Below are 14,925 nucleotides of genomic sequence, written 5' to 3' on the forward strand. Positions count from 1 at the left end.
CATTGGCGCGCTATCGGCGGGAGCAATCGTGGTCCGGGCCGAGCCGTTGCATGCGGTAGCGCTTACACGCCGCGCGCGAACTTCCTCGTCCCGAACCGCTGCCAGGCGCGCCGCACGTACCAAGGAGGACATCCAACATGGGCCGACTGATCGTCGTGTCGAATCGCGTCGCGACGCCGACGGAGACCAAGGGATCGGCAGGCGGGCTCGCCGTCGGCGTATTCGGCGCGCTCAAGGATGCGGGCGGGGTCTGGTTCGGCTGGAGCGGCGACGTGGTCAGCGAGACCGTCGCCAACGCCGGGCCGGCGCTCGAACAGGACGGCGCGGTGACGTTCGCGACCGTCGGACTCACGCGCAAGGATTACGACCAGTACTATCGCGGCTTCTCGAACGCGACGCTGTGGCCGGTATTTCATTACCGCAACGATCTCGCGCGTTACGAGCGCGAGGAATACGCGGGCTACCGGCGCGTCAACGCATGGCTCGCGCACAAGCTGATCAAGCTGCTCGAACCGGACGACGTGATCTGGATCCACGACTACCATCTGATCCCGTTCGCCGAGGCGCTGCGCAGCGAAGGCGTGACCAACCGGATCGGCTTCTTCCTGCACATTCCGTTTCCCGCGCCGCAGATCCTGCTGAACATCCCGCCGCACGAGGAACTGGTGAAGTCGCTGTCGTGCTACGACCTGCTCGGCTTTCAGACCGCCACCGACCAGCAGGCCTTCCACGACTACGTGACGCGCCATGCGCGCGGCACGCTCAGCAACGGCAATCAGGTCGAAGCGTTCGGCCGCAAGCTGCGCACCGGCGTGTACCGGATCGGCGTGTTCCCCGACGAGATCGCCGAGCAGGCGAAGCGCTACGAAAGCCGGCAGCACGTGCTCGATCTGAAGCAGAGTCTGGAGGGGCGCAAGCTGATCATGAGCGTGGACCGGCTCGATTATTCGAAGGGCCTCGTCGAGCGTTTCCGTTCGTTCGAACTGCTGCTGGAGCGCTCGCCCGAATGGCGCGGCAACGTCACGCTCGTGCAGATTGCGCCGCCGACGCGCTCGGACGTCGCGACCTATCAGAAGATTCGTCAGGACCTCGAATACGAAGCAGGCCGAATCAATGGCCGTTACTCCGGGCTCGACTACACGCCGATCCGCTATCTGAACCAGCAGTACGACCGCTGGAAACTGATGTCGCTGTTTCGCGAATCGCAGATCGGCTTCGTCACGCCGTTGCACGACGGTATGAATCTGGTCGCGAAGGAGTACGTCGCCGCGCAGAATCCCGACGATCCCGGCGTGCTGGTGCTGTCGATATTCGCCGGCGCGGCCGCGGAGTTGAGCGGTGCGCTGCTGGTCAATCCGCACGATGCGATCGGCATGTCCGAAGCGTTGCAGCACGCGTTGCAGATGCCGCTCGCGGAGCGCCAGCGGCGTCACGAGATCAACATGGCGGCACTGCGCAAGAACGATCTCGGGGTCTGGCGCGATACCTTTCTCAACGATTTGCGCAGCGTGCCGGTGCGCAAGGCGGGCGAGGGCGGCGGCCACAAGTGAGCGGACGGGCGGTGACGGACCGCGCAACGGCTCGTCACCGCGCCGCGTTCTCCCCGGATGTAAGTCGGGTGTAACAGCACCGAGTAAATGCAAGACCTGCGGCGTGGCCCCAGGCGCCAGGCAATAATGCACGGTAGCGATGAGGCATGCGACGCTCACGCGCCGCGTGCATTGCCCGGATGTAATGGCGCTGTCATACTCGGCGTCGCCGACGCGCACCGCGATAACGCGCAAGCCGTCAGCTCATGGAGACAGATATGAAGATTGCGCAGATCGCCCCGCTGACCGAATCCGTGCCGCCGAAGCTGTATGGGGGCACCGAGCGGGTCGTGTCGTACATCACCGAAGCGCTGGTCGAGCAGGGCCACGATGTGACGCTGTTCGCAAGCGGCGACTCCGTCACCAGCGCGAAGCTCGAAGCGGTCTGGCCGCGCGCGCTGCGTCTGGATCCCGGCATCCGCGACCGCATCGCGCCGCATATGCTGCTGATGGAACTCGTGCGCCGCCAGGCCGAAGAGTTCGACGTGCTGCATTTTCACCTCGACTATTACTCGTTCTCGGTGTTCAAGCGCCAGGACACGCCGTTCGTCACGACGATGCACGGCCGGCTCGATCTGCCCGAGCAGCAGCCGGTGTTCGACACCTTCAACACCGCGCCGGTGATTTCGATTTCGAATGCGCAGCGTCATCCGTTGCCGCAGGCGCGCTGGCTGACCACCGTCTATCACGGGCTGCCCGAGCAGCTGTATACGCCGCAACCGGTCGAGCAGAAGTACCTCGCGTTTCTCGGCCGGATTTCGCCGGAAAAGCGCGTCGATACCGCGATTCGCATCGCCGGGCGCTGCGGCATTCCGATCCGCATCGCCGCGAAGGTCGATTCGGCCGACCGCGAGTACTTCGAGCGCGAGATCCGGCCGTTGCTCGATCTGCCGTATGTCGAGTTCATCGGCGAGATCGCCGATCATCAGAAGGCCGAATTTTTGTCGGGCGCGCATGCGCTGCTGTTTCCGATCGACTGGCCGGAGCCGTTCGGCCTCGTGATGATCGAGGCGATGGCCTGCGGCACGCCGGTGATCGCGTTCAATCGCGGCTCGGTGCCGGAGGTGCTCGAAGACGGCGTGACCGGCTTTATCGTCGAGGACGAGATCGGCGCGGTGGCCGCGGTGAACCGGCTGCACAAGGTGCCGCGCGCCGGCGTGCGGCGCCGCTTCGAGGAACGCTTCACGTCGCACCGGATGGCGCGGCAATACGTGGAGGCGTATCAGTCGGTGATTCGCGCGCAGAAGCGGTCGCGCTTCAAGGTGATCGATACGTCGGGTAGTTGAAGCGGCCGGAGGTCGATCGCAGGTCGATCGGCGTTGATCGGCGTTCAAGCACGAGCGGTGCTGCGCGATGCGCGGCGCCGCTTTTTTTATGCACGGCGAGCCGCTGCGACCACGGTGTGGAACCTCGCGGCGAATGTCAGCCGCAAAACTCGCCGGCAAAGAAAAAGCCGCGCGAAGCACTCGATGAATGCTTCGCACGGCTTCACGCATATTGCTGCTGCCGCGGCCCACGCCCGGCCTTGAGCCGCCGCCACGAGCGCACCGGAATGCGCCCGTCAGCGCGCTCAGATCTTCAGGCGCGAGACCTTCGTGCCTTGCAGCGACACGTCGCCCATCAGGCCCGCGTTGGTCATCACGAACACCTGCACCGGGGCGGTGGCCGTGTTCGTGTCGACCGCGCCGTTCGCGCCGATCTTCACGAGCGCCACCGATGCGTCGACGCCGGCCGACCAGCCATCCGCGTTGCGGAATTTGTCGAGCGAATCCTGGGTCATGAACAGGAAGATGATCGCCTTGGACTGCGCGCCCGCCTGCAGGCCGAACGAACCCGAGATCGTGCTGTAGTAGCCGACCGTCGCGCCGCCGACGCGCAATGCGCCTTCGCCATACTGACCGCCGACGATAAAGCCCGCCTGCAGCACCGACGGGAACACCAGCACGCCGCGCGCCTTCGACACCAGTTCGCGCGAGCCCGGCACCGTGGTGAACAGCTTCGAGAGCGTGCCGTCGACGCTGGCGTCGATCGAATGGCGCTTCGAAGTGTCGGTGGCGGGAGTCTGGTTATTGGCGTTCGGGCCCGTCGTCGTACAGCCGGCGAGTGCAAGGCCACCGAAAGCCAGCGCAGCGGTCGTCTTCATCATGAAGTGTCGTCTTTGCATCGTTTTTCTCCGTCGTGAATCCGGGCTCAACCGTGGATGGTTCCGCCTGGTTGCCATTGAGTTATAACACACGCCCGCCCGGATGGCGTGTCGGGCGATGACGCGAAAAGCCTTACAGGACAAGGCTTTGAGGCGAATCGTAAGGTGCCGGCAAGTAATTTTGACCGGCGTTTGGCGAGGTTCCGAAGCGCGTCGCGCGCGGGCTGCGCTCGTAGCGAAACGCGCGAGGCGCCCAGCGCACGGCGATTTTGGGGACGCTTCAGCGCGGCCGTCCAGCGCGCCGGTTTTTACCGATCGATGCGGGTTCGGCCCGGGGTCTGTAACAGAACTGAAAGTGTTGTTTCTGCGCAGCGCGCGGCGGCCGTGTGCTGCCAAAACGACAACTGGCTCAAAAATAGTGTCGAATGGTGGCGGGTCGGCGCGGCGCAACGGGTGGGGCGACTCACCGTGCATTGGCGAGCGGTGGCCGCTGCCTGCCGAAGCGTGCTCAGCGCCGCGCATCAACCGTTATTCGCCGGGCTCTTAACCACCGGCGGGCGCCGCAACGCGCGGCGCACCATGCCGATGATCGCGCCGATCGCGAACAGGATCGCGGCCGGCACGACCCAGTAGCCGACGAACGCGTGCCAGAGATACGCCATCAGCGTCGAGCGGCGCACGTCGTACTCGTTGATCGCGTCCTGTTGACGCGGCGCGTTGGCGGCCAGCACGTCGGCCGGGCAGCCGGCGGCTTTGGCCGCGTCGGGCTTGCCGTGGCAGTGCGCGGGGGCGCCGGCGGCGCGTTGCGCGTCGGAGAAATTCCACGTGGTTAACGCGCGATCGAGATCGACCGCGTTATACGACATTTCTTCGCGGATCTCGTTGACCGCGACGATCGCCACGGGCACGGCCCAGAATATGATCACCAGCAACCACCGCCTTAACCAGCGGTTTTTGTGCTTCGAAACCATCCTTGCCTCCGATCGATGCTCAGCAGCACGAACGACAAGATGGCGGCCCGTCTGATCTTGATTCTGTATTTAGGGGGTGGGCCGTCTCCGCAGTCATCATAGAAGAAAACGGCGCGCTCTGGCGGGCGGACTGTGGAGCGGGGCGCTACCGGATGGGCGGCCGGGTTGCGAAAGCGGGTGAGCGCGCGAAAACGCGGGAGAGGGAAAGGCTGGCAACGCCGCCTTTTGCATCGAGCGATGCGGACATCCAGCGGTGCAGCGGTGTAGCGATACAGCGAGAAGAGGGCCGGCGCCGCGTTCGTCGCGCGGCGCCGGCGTGATCCGATACGGGTGAGGCCGGTGCTTAGTTAGCCGGCGCCGACGACAGACAGGTCTTCATGAACGCCTTGCGGTCGTCGCCCTTTTTGCCGGCGGCCTGCGTGTTGCAGACCTTCATCTTTTCCTGCTGGGTCATCGGCGCGGCGGCCGGCTTCGCGGACAGGCAGGTCTTCATGAACGCCTTGCGCTCGTCGCCCTTCTTGTCGCCGGCCTGCTTGTTACAGTCGGCCATCTTGGTCTGCTGGCTGTTCTCGGCGAACGCCGGCGACACCAGCACCGCGCCCAGCACCAGTGCAGCGATAGCGGATTGAATTTTCATGGGACACTCCATCGTGATGAAAACGTTTTTGGTCGTTTGTGCGCGCGGGCCTCGATGGCCTCCCGTGCCCATTGGCGCATCCATTATGGCAAATGCCGTCTGCGAAAACGGTTTTCGATGCGTTCCGGTTGACATCCGCATGCGCTCGTTTTCCCTTAGGGTACGGCCGACACGGCAGCTGCCCGTTTGAAACGGCCGAATGGAAGTGAAAAGAAATCATGCTATGCAATGCAGATAAATTCATTCCGGCTATTCAAATAGTGGCAATCAAATCGTATTGGACGATATCCGAATCGATACGCAAAAAAATCGCGACTAATGTTTGCATTGCTGCGAATGCAACTGAATGGAAATTGCTCTGAAATCCGGCGCTGGGAGGCCGTGCGAATCGACCCGGCGGCGCATGCCGTCCACAGCCTGCTGATTGATCTTTGCGAGGAGCCTTACCATGCATTACCTGTTGATGTACGAGCTGGTGCCCGACTATCTGGCCCGCCGCGGCGAGCATCGCGACGCGCATCTGAAACTCGCGTGGGCCGCCGCCGAGCGGGGCGAGCTATTGCTTGCCGGCGCGCTCGCGGAGCCGACCGACGGCGCGGTGCTGCTCTTTAACGGCGCGTCGCCGGCGGTCGCGGAAGCCTTTGCCAAGGCCGATCCGTATGTATTGGCCGGACTCGTGACGAGTTGGCGCGTGCGCGAATGGACGACCGTGGTCGGCGAACACGCAGCCAGACCAGTGCGCGTGTAAGCCCGCGCGGCAGCGAATCAACCGCGAGGTTACGGCGCGAACCTCGCGCGTGCGCGGCACTCGCACGCGCATTTTTCAGCGCGGCAATTCCACTACGACCATGCGTTGCGGCAGGCCGGTCCAGCACCGCCGGCGCCGCCGCGTGCGCTATCAAAACGCATCGAAATGCGTACTGATTCATTCATTCGGATTTCTAAAGACTATTCGCGGTGGATGAATGCGCTTGTGCTCCGCAATACGTCGATTCGATGCCGGATAAGACGGCGCTTCTGTTACGGCAATAGGTGAGAAGTCGAAGCAAAAAGGACAATATTGTTTCTATCCGTAACACTTGTCTCAACTATATTCAGGCCCGGAATGGGGTGGTATGCTTCGTGCACAAATTCTCCCATGCACGAGTGAGACCGCGTTTTGTGCGTCGAAACAGGGATGAACCGCACCAACTCCGGGCGGTATCGCCCATTCAAACCGACCGTACAAAACATCTTTGTGCAACCGGGGGCCGTACACGGGTCGTGAACGCTAGGAACCCGTGGCAGGCCCAACGCCGCGGCCAGGCCAGGCCGCGTGGAGAACAACCCAATGTTTTTCGAAGAACTGAACAACGACGAATGGGCGCTGCTGGCGCCGCTCGTCTCCGACGAGCCGGCCATCCGTCTGAACCGGCGCGGCCGGCCACGCGCCGAACCGCGCATCGTGACGAATGCCGTACTGTGGATTCTGACCACGGGGGAACCTTGGTCCAGATTGCCTGGGCGCTATCCGTCCGGCCCGACCTGCCGCCGCCGCTTCGAAGAGTGGCAACTGAACGGCATCCTGCTGGAGATGGTCCGTCTGCTGTCGCAAAGCGGGCGCAGCTTCGCCTACATTCCCCAACCGGCGCCGCCCGTTACGGCCAAACCCGCGGCACCGGTTGCGCAAACCCGCACTAACCGCGAAGACACCTTGCGCGGCGTGTCGTGGAAGAGCCCCGAGTCGTGGCAGGCGCCGCGCGTATCGAGCGCGCCGAGCCAGTGGCGCGCGGCCGATCCGATCGGCGACATCACGCGGCAATTGTCCGGACTCCCGAACGAGGCCGCGCCGCTGCGCGCGGCTACGCCGGCAGCGGCGGCGGCTGCGAGCGGTGCCGCGCGCGCCGTGTGGGCGGTGCAGCCGCTTGCCGCGCAGCAGTGGGAGGCGGGCAGAGCAGTGGACGCGCCCGGCGTGACGCCGGCTGCGCCGCTTGCCATGCAGCCGGCGGCGGACGCGCTTAGCGTCACGCAGGCAACGCTGTCGGCGCTCGATGCGACGCTCGCCGCGGATGGCTACCGGATGCCCGATATGGCAGATACGCACGCGAGCTCACACGGCACGCCGAGCGCGGACGAGCGGCGCGAGCCGCTGACGCTGTCGCTCGCGCCGCGCGGCATGCAGTTCGAGGATCCACGCGGTTATCTGATCCACGTGGTGGTCGAGCTGGTGCCCAACGCGATGTATCGCGGGTCCGTGGAAATTACGAAGGACGGCACGCGTGTCGAGCGTTCGGGCCTCGTCGGTCCGCGTTTCGAGGTGATCGCGGACGCGCAGCGCTTCGCGTTCGATTGGGCCCGTCAGTGGATCGATCGCGAGTGTGCGACCGAAGCGGCGGCGCTGGCGCTGGCCGCACAGGCACCGCAGCCGGAAGCGAATGCGGTGGCGAACATGGCGGCAGCGGCCTACACGGCGCCCGGCTATGCGGCGCGCTCGGCAACGCATCCGCTGTCGGCGCTGCGTCATGTGCCGGAGCCCATGTCGTCCGGCAGCGCGGTGAGCGGTGCGGCGACCGGTCATCGCCCGTTGAGCAGCCCGCTCGAAGGGGCGAGCGAGTCGTCGTCCGAGTCTTCGCCCGATACGCCGTCCGCTACATCATTGAGCGCATTGCGTGGACCGCTGCGCCGTTATCCGGGCGAGGCCGCGAGCGCCGCCGTCACGAGCAGCGCAAGCAACACAGGCAACACGAGCGGACCGGGCGCCACGAGCGCAACGAGTGCCGCGGGCAGCGCAAACGAAACCACCACCGCCGACCGTTTCTCACAGTCATACCGGGAACTCATCTCGCACGTGGGATAAGCCCGGCATGCCCCGCGGCCGCTTCGCGCCGCCGCAGGTTCCCGCCTCGTTTCACTGCCGTCCGTAGGTATCGTCGAAGCGCACGATATCGTCTTCGCCAAGGTACGAACCCGACTGCACCTCGATCATTTCGAGCGGCATCTTGCCCGGGTTTTCGAGCCGATGCGTGACGCCCAGCGGAATATAGGCCGATTCGTTTTCCGACACGATGAAGCGCTCCTCACCGCGCGTGACGAGCGCGGTGCCGCGCACGACGATCCAGTGTTCGGCGCGATGGTGATGCATCTGCAGCGACAGCCGCGCGCCCGGCTTGACGACGATGCGCTTGACCTGGAAACGCTCGCCGCTGTCGACCGAATCGTAGTTGCCCCACGGCCGATGCACCTTGCGATGGCTGGCCGCTTCGCCGCCGCCTTCCGCGCGAATCCGGGCGACGATCTTCTTCACGTCCTGCACGCGCGAGCGGTCGGCGACGAGAATCGCATCGGCGGTTTCGACGACCACGAGGTCCTCGGTGCCGACGCAGGCGATCAGGCGTCCTTCGGAATGCGCGAAGGTCGAGCGCGCGCCTTCGAACATCACGTGGCCGCGGCGCACGTTCTGCTCCGGGTCCTTCTCCGAGATGTCCCAGATCGCGTCCCACGAGCCGACGTCGGACCAGCCGGCGCGCAGCGGCACGACCACGCCGGCGGCCACGTTCGGCTGCGCTTCGCCGCCGAGCTGCTCCATCACTGCGTAGTCGATCGAGTTGGCCGGCGATGCCTTGAACGCGTCGCGTTGCAGACGCAGGAAATCGCCGTCCTGGCTCGCGCTGCCGAATGCGCTCACGCACGCGTCGTGAATCGCCGGCTGGAACTGACGGATCGCATCGAGCCACGTCGATGCGCGCATGATGAAAATGCCGCTGTTCCACCAGTATTCGCCCGATTCGACATAGCGTTGCGCGAGTTCCAGATGCGGCTTCTCGACGAAGCGCTCGAGCCGGTGCGCGACGTTGCCGGCCGATGCTTCGGGATCCGTAGCATCAGCGCCGCCGTCGCCGCCGACCGGCGCGCCGATACGGATATACCCATAGCCGGTTTCCGCGCGCGTCGGCACGATCCCCATCGTGACGATATAGCCCGCCGCCGCATATCGCACGCCGGTGGCGACCGCCGCATGAAAGCCGGCGCTGTCGGTGACCGCGTGATCGGCGGGCATCACGACCATGATGCCGTCCTCGTCCTGCGCGGCGATCGCCAGCGCGGCCGCGGTCAACGCGGGCGCGGTATCGCGGGCCGCGGGTTCGAGGATCAGCCGGCTCGGCTTGCCGCTGATGCGCAACTGTTCGGCGGTCGTGAAGCGCTGTTCTTCATTGGCGACCACCGTCAACTGGGCGGCGAGCGGATAACCGGCGTCGAGGCCGTCGAGCCGATGGGTCGTCGATTGCAGCAGCGACTCGTCGCCGAGCAGATCGATCAGCTGCTTCGGATGCTGTTCGCGCGACATCGGCCACAGCCGCGTGCCCGAGCCGCCGGCGAGAATCACCGGATGAACCTTGAGCTTGACGCTGGTGGACGCGGCGGACTGGGAAGCAGAGGGGGAAGCGGGCGCGGACGTGGGCCGGGTGCCGGCAGGCGTGAGCGAGGCCGGAGCGGTCATGATGAACTCCTCGAGGCTGGAAGAATGCCGTCGAGTTTGACACGAACCGCTAAATCAATAAAAGCGCGTTAAATGGAATTGCGATAAAAATCCGCCTGAAATTTATTCGATCCGGATTTAAAAATTTCCGGCATATCCAGTCAAAAATAAAAATTACCTGAAAAAAATCGGCGCGGATTTTTTTGCGCTTAATTCTGGGCAAGAATGACGTCGACGGTGCCGCACGAGCCGGGACGACGCGTGCGGCCGGGCAAGGCGCTGCGTCCGAGTTGCCTCGAAGTCACTTCGAGCAAGGGCTGAAACATCGTGCAAGCGGCTACGCAAGCGCGCCTGTCAAGCTTTATTGCGGCAACACTTACCGCTCAAAACTCGGAAAAAATGCCGAAATTTTGACCGATACAATTTGAGATATTTTGCGGTATTGCCGTGCGAATTTTAATGCCGCTTTATTGATATCTGTACAAGGGTATTCACTCATTTCGGCGCGCTTTATTCAAAGCGGCTATGCCCCGCGGGCACGCATTAACCAATCGACGGATGACACTTGATTGACGAACTGAGGGACAGCGGATGCTGAGCGTTCTAGCGAGAATCATCGACATCGCCATGGTCGCGCTCGGCGCGCTGCTGGCGGCGGCCGTGCACAGCGGCGAACCCGTATGGCTCGACGACATGCAAAGCGTGTCGCTCGCGTTCGGCTGCCTGCTGGTCGTGGTGTTTTTCCCGGCGCTCGGGATCTATCAGTCGTGGCGCGGCAAGCCGCTCTACGATCTGCTGTCGCGGGTGGCCGGCGGCTGGCTGCTGGTCGAAGTGGCCGGCGTGCTGATCAGCTTCAGCGTGCACCGCGCGGACAGCCTGTCGCGGCTGTGGCTGGTGTACTGGGCGGTCGCGACGATCGCGCTGCTGGTCGTGACCAAGACGCTCGTCTATTCGATTCTGCGCGGGCTGCGCCGCGAGGGCTTCAACCAGCGCGCGGTCGCGATCGTCGGCAGCGCGCCGTATGGGCGCTTTCTGATCGAGCAGATGCGCGGCCGTCCGGAAGCGGGCTTCGCGCCGGTCGTCGTGTTCGACGAGAACGGCACGATCAATCCGTACGAAGACCCCGACGCGGCCGTGTCGATCGACGGCGTGCCGGTCGAGCGCGACTATCAGCGCCTGCTCGAACTGGTGCGCGAGCGCGCGATCCGTGAACTGTGGCTCGCGCTGCCGATGTCGAAAGAGAAGGCGATCCATCGCTTCGTCAGCGATCTGCGCCACGACTTCGTGAACATCCGCTTCATCCCGGATGTAGGCAGCCTGACGCTGTTCAACCAGCCGATGGTCGAGCTGCTCGGCGTGCCCGCGATCAATCTCGCCGCGTCGCCGATCACCGATCTGCGCGTGCTGCCCAAGCGCGTATTCGACCGCCTGTTCGCGCTCGCCGCGTTGAGCGCGCTGGCGCCGCTGATGCTGACGATCGCGGTGCTGGTCAAGCTCAGTTCGCCGGGGCCGGTGCTGTTTCGCCAGCGGCGCAAGGGCATCGACGGCCGCGAGTTCGAGATCTTCAAGTTCCGCTCGATGAAGCTGCACAAGGAGCAGGCCGGCACGATCACCCAGGCGAGACGGCGCGATCCGCGCATCACGCCGGTCGGCGCGTTCCTGCGCCGCACCAGCCTTGACGAGCTGCCGCAATTCATCAACGTGCTGCGCGGCGAGATGTCGGTGGTCGGGCCGCGCCCGCACGCGCTCGAACACGACGACATCTACAAGGATCTGGTCAAGGGCTACATGCACCGCTACCGGATCAAGCCGGGTATCACCGGCTGGGCGCAGATCAACGGCTATCGCGGCGAAACCGACCGGATCGAAAAGATGATGGGACGCGTGAAGCTCGATCTGTACTACATGCAGCACTGGACCTTCTGGCTCGATCTGAAGATCGTCGCGCTGACGCTGTGGAAGGGCTTCACCGGCAGCAACGCGTACTGAGCGCCGGCGGTTCGTGCTCCTGAATCAACCTATTTTTCGAGGTGTAATAGATGAACCTGACGATCATCGGTAGCGGCTACGTGGGCCTCGTGACGGGCGCCTGTCTGGCCGACATCGGCCACGACGTGTTCTGTCTCGACGTCGACCAGCGCAAGATCGACGTGCTCAACGGCGGCGGCGTGCCGATCCACGAGCCGGGTCTGCAGGAAATCATCGCGCGCAATCGCCGCGCCGGCCGCCTGACATTTTCGACCGACGTTAAAGCGGCGGTCGCGCACGGCGAGATCCAGTTCATCGCGGTCGGCACGCCGGCCGACGAAGACGGCTCCGCCGATCTGCAATACGTGCTCGCGGCCGCGCGCAACATCGGCCGCCATATGACCGGCTTCAAGGTGATCGTCGACAAATCGACGGTGCCGGTCGGCACCGCATCGCGGGTGCGCGACGCGGTCGCCGCGGAGCTGGCCGCGCGCGGCGTCGAGCAGATGTTCTCGGTCGTGTCGAACCCGGAGTTCCTGAAGGAGGGCGCGGCGGTCGAGGACTTCACGCGGCCCGACCGGATCGTGCTCGGCTGCGACGAAGACGTGCCCGGCGAGAAGGCCCGCGAGCTGATGAAACGCCTGTACGCGCCGTTCAATCGCAATCGCGAGCGCACGCTGTACATGGACGTGCGTTCGGCCGAATTCACCAAGTACGCGGCCAACGCGATGCTCGCCACGCGCATCTCCTACATGAACGAACTCGCGAATCTGGCCGATCGCGTCGGCGCGGATATCGAAGCCGTGCGGCGCGGCATCGGTTCCGATCCGCGCATCGGTTACGACTTCCTGTACGCGGGCTGCGGCTACGGCGGTTCGTGCTTTCCGAAGGACGTGCAGGCGCTGATCCGCACCGCCGCCGACGAAGGCGCGAACCTGCGCATTCTCGAAGCGGTCGAGGCGGTCAACGACGCGCAGAAACAGATCCTCGCGCAGAAGATCGTAGCGCGGCTCGGCGAGGATCTGTCCGACCGCACGTTCGGCGTGTGGGGTCTCGCGTTCAAGCCGAACACCGACGACATGCGCGCGGCGCCGAGCCGCGAGCTGATCGCCGAACTGCTGCGCCGCGGCGCGCGCGTGAAGGCGTACGACCCGGTCGCGATCGACGAAGCAAAGCGCGTATTCGCGCTCGATCTGCGCGACGTGCCGCAGCAGCACGCGCGGCTCGAATTCGTCGCCGATGAAATGGCGGCCGCGCAACACACGGATGCCCTCGTGATCCTGACCGAATGGAAGGTCTTCAAGAGTCCTGATTTCGACGCGCTCAAACGCGCGTTGAACACGCCGCTGATCTTCGACGGCCGCAATCTGTACGAGCCGGACGTACTGCTCGAACTCGGTATCGAGTATCACGCGATCGGCCGCCGCCACGCGCTGCGCAATGCGCCGGCGCGGGTCGGCGCGCACGGTCTGGTGCCGGCGAACGAGCCATGTTTTCCAACGTTCTGATCGTCTGCCACGCGAACGTGTGCCGTTCGCCGGCCGCCGAGATGCTGTTCAAGGCCCGGCACGCGCACGCGGCGCGCGACGGCGCCGCGCCGATCGCGTTCCACTCGGCGGGCCTGCGCGCGATCAACGGCCACCGGATGGACCCGGTGATGCGGCGCCTGCTCGAAGAGCGCGGCGTCGTCGCCGGCCCGCATTGCGCGCGGCGGCTCGACCGCACGCTGGTGCGCGCGGCGGATCTCGTGCTGGTCACCGAGCGCGCGCAGGTGAGCGACGTCGAAGCGCTCGACCGCGCCGCGCGCGGCAAGGTTTATCCGCTCGGCAAATGGCAAGCCGATACCGACGTCGCCGATCCGCACGGCGGTGCGGAACACGACTACAGGGAGAGTCTCGTGCTCATCGAACATCTGGTCATGGGATGGCTACAGAAAATATGTTGAACAAACCCCACGCTGCACCTTCACCCGCGAGCCCGCTCGCGAAGCTCGGCGCCGCGCTGCTGCTCGCCTCGTTGCTGTCGGCCTGCGCGAGCGCGCCCGGCAATTATCTCGACACCTCGCGCCTGAAGGACAACGATCCGGCGCCGAGCGAAACCTATCCGGTCCATCTGATCACCGCGAACCTGATCGTCAGCCAGGCGCAGGCCGCCGCGAGCCAGCCGCAGCTGTTGCCGCCGGCGCCGCTCGCCGATCCGTCGCAGTACGTGTACCGGCTCGCGCCGCAGGACATTCTCGGCATCACCGTGTGGGATCACCCTGAATTGACCACCCCGCAGGGCAGCACGCTGTCGTCGGGCGGCAATACCACGCAGAGCGTCGCGGGCGCGCTGCAGCAGCCGTATACGGCCGCGCTGCCGGGCCAGGCCGATCCGTACGGCCAGACCATCGCGCACGACGGCACGATCTTTTTCCCGTTCGTCGGCCGCATTCAGGCCGCCGGCAAGACCACCGGCGAGCTGCGCGAGCAGCTGACCCGCGGCCTCGTGCGCTACATCCGCAATCCGCAGGTCGACGTGCGGGTGCTGTCGTATCGCAGCCAGAAGGTGCAGGTGACCGGCGACGTCAAGCAGCCGGGTCCGCTCGCGGTCAGCGACGTGCCGCTGACGCTGGTCGATGCGCTGACGCGCTCGGGCGGCGCCACCGATAGCGCCGATATCCAGCGCGTGCGGCTCACGCGCAACAAGCAGCTGTACGTGCTCGACGCGAACCGGATGCTCGATCGCGGCGACACCACCCAGGACGTGATGCTGCAAAACGGCGACGTGATCAACGTGCCGGACCGCAGCGACAGCCGCGTGTTCGTGATGGGCGAGGTGAAGACGCCGCTGCAGATGCCGATGCTCAAGGGCCAGCTGACGATCGCCGATGCGCTCACGCAGGCCGGCGGGATTCTGAACACCGATGCGAATCCGCGGCAGATCTTCGTGATGCGCGGGATGCGCGAGCACCCGACCACGCCCGAGGTGTTCCGCCTCGACATGACGCAGCCCGACTCGATCATGCTGTCCTCGCAATTCCAGTTGCAGCCGATGGACGTCGTGTATATCGGCACCGCCGCGTCGACCACCTTCAACCGCGTGTTGCAGCAGGTGCTGCCGAGCGTGCAGACGCTGTTCTATCTGAAGCAGCTGACGCGCTGAAGCTTCGGACGGCAACG

Annotated in this window: 12 protein-coding genes; 8 read left to right on the forward strand and 4 right to left on the reverse strand. The window is 65.0% G+C overall.

Annotated elements, in window-relative coordinates; all coding sequences use genetic code 11:
- The first annotated feature begins 137 nt into the window (after positions 1-137).
- Positions 138-1,550: an alpha,alpha-trehalose-phosphate synthase (UDP-forming) gene (gene otsA, locus BTH42_RS12240; RefSeq protein ID WP_075299544.1), complete on the forward strand. Its 1,413-nt coding sequence runs from the start codon at positions 138-140 to the stop codon at positions 1,548-1,550.
- 257 nt (positions 1,551-1,807) lie between these two features.
- Entirely contained in the window at positions 1,808-2,875 is a 1,068-nt protein-coding gene (locus tag BTH42_RS12245; RefSeq protein ID WP_075299546.1) for a glycosyltransferase family 4 protein, read from the forward strand.
- 284 nt (positions 2,876-3,159) lie between these two features.
- On the opposite strand, the gene BTH42_RS12250 is transcribed toward BTH42_RS12245, so the two are convergent.
- From BTH42_RS12250 to BTH42_RS12260, 3 genes are all read right to left on the reverse strand, one after another.
- Positions 3,160-3,753, reverse strand: a complete 594-nt coding sequence (locus tag BTH42_RS12250; RefSeq protein ID WP_075299548.1) for a YSC84-related protein — start codon at positions 3,751-3,753, stop codon at positions 3,160-3,162.
- A gap of 500 nt (positions 3,754-4,253) precedes the next feature.
- Positions 4,254-4,703 carry a hypothetical protein gene (locus BTH42_RS12255; RefSeq protein WP_075299550.1) on the reverse strand — a complete coding sequence of 150 codons (450 nt, stop codon included), beginning with the start codon at positions 4,701-4,703 and terminating at the stop codon, positions 4,254-4,256.
- Positions 4,704-5,046: 343 nt separating this feature from the next.
- The gene (locus tag BTH42_RS12260; RefSeq protein ID WP_075299552.1) at positions 5,047-5,340 is read right to left on the reverse strand and encodes a PsiF family protein; all 294 of its coding nucleotides are present in this window, start codon (positions 5,338-5,340) and stop codon (positions 5,047-5,049) included.
- A gap of 448 nt (positions 5,341-5,788) precedes the next feature.
- Between BTH42_RS12260 and BTH42_RS12265 the strand changes: the two genes are divergently transcribed.
- Positions 5,789-6,088: a YciI-like protein gene (locus tag BTH42_RS12265; protein ID WP_075299554.1), complete on the forward strand. Its 300-nt coding sequence runs from the start codon at positions 5,789-5,791 to the stop codon at positions 6,086-6,088.
- Positions 6,089-6,670: 582 nt separating this feature from the next.
- The gene (locus tag BTH42_RS12270; protein WP_075299556.1) at positions 6,671-8,176 is read left to right on the forward strand and encodes a transposase; all 1,506 of its coding nucleotides are present in this window, start codon (positions 6,671-6,673) and stop codon (positions 8,174-8,176) included.
- Positions 8,177-8,227: 51 nt separating this feature from the next.
- On the opposite strand, the gene BTH42_RS12275 is transcribed toward BTH42_RS12270, so the two are convergent.
- Positions 8,228-9,817 (reverse strand): mannose-1-phosphate guanylyltransferase/mannose-6-phosphate isomerase, encoded by a 1,590-nt coding sequence (locus BTH42_RS12275; RefSeq protein WP_075299558.1) that lies wholly within the window; start codon positions 9,815-9,817, stop codon positions 8,228-8,230.
- Positions 9,818-10,387: 570 nt separating this feature from the next.
- Here BTH42_RS12275 and BTH42_RS12280 point away from each other — a divergent pair.
- The 4 genes from BTH42_RS12280 to BTH42_RS12295 are packed head-to-tail and all read left to right on the forward strand — an operon-like array spanning position 10,388 to position 14,908.
- The gene (locus BTH42_RS12280; RefSeq protein WP_075299560.1) at positions 10,388-11,785 is read left to right on the forward strand and encodes an undecaprenyl-phosphate glucose phosphotransferase; all 1,398 of its coding nucleotides are present in this window, start codon (positions 10,388-10,390) and stop codon (positions 11,783-11,785) included.
- A 50-nt stretch (positions 11,786-11,835) separates the two neighbouring features.
- The gene (locus BTH42_RS12285; RefSeq protein ID WP_075299562.1) at positions 11,836-13,272 is read left to right on the forward strand and encodes a UDP-glucose/GDP-mannose dehydrogenase family protein; all 1,437 of its coding nucleotides are present in this window, start codon (positions 11,836-11,838) and stop codon (positions 13,270-13,272) included.
- Positions 13,254-13,709: an exopolysaccharide biosynthesis protein gene (locus BTH42_RS12290; protein ID WP_075299564.1), complete on the forward strand. Its 456-nt coding sequence runs from the start codon at positions 13,254-13,256 to the stop codon at positions 13,707-13,709. The genes BTH42_RS12285 and BTH42_RS12290 overlap by 19 nt, the downstream gene beginning before the upstream one ends.
- Complete coding sequence (locus tag BTH42_RS12295) at positions 13,703-14,908, forward strand: polysaccharide biosynthesis/export family protein (protein ID WP_075299566.1); 1,206 nt, start codon at positions 13,703-13,705, stop codon at positions 14,906-14,908. Before BTH42_RS12290 ends, BTH42_RS12295 begins: the two co-directional genes overlap by 7 nt.
- Positions 14,909-14,925: the final 17 nt, after the last annotated feature.

It is taken from the genome of Burkholderia sp. SRS-W-2-2016, assembly GCF_001931485.1.
Classification (GTDB): Bacteria; Pseudomonadota; Gammaproteobacteria; order Burkholderiales; family Burkholderiaceae; genus Paraburkholderia.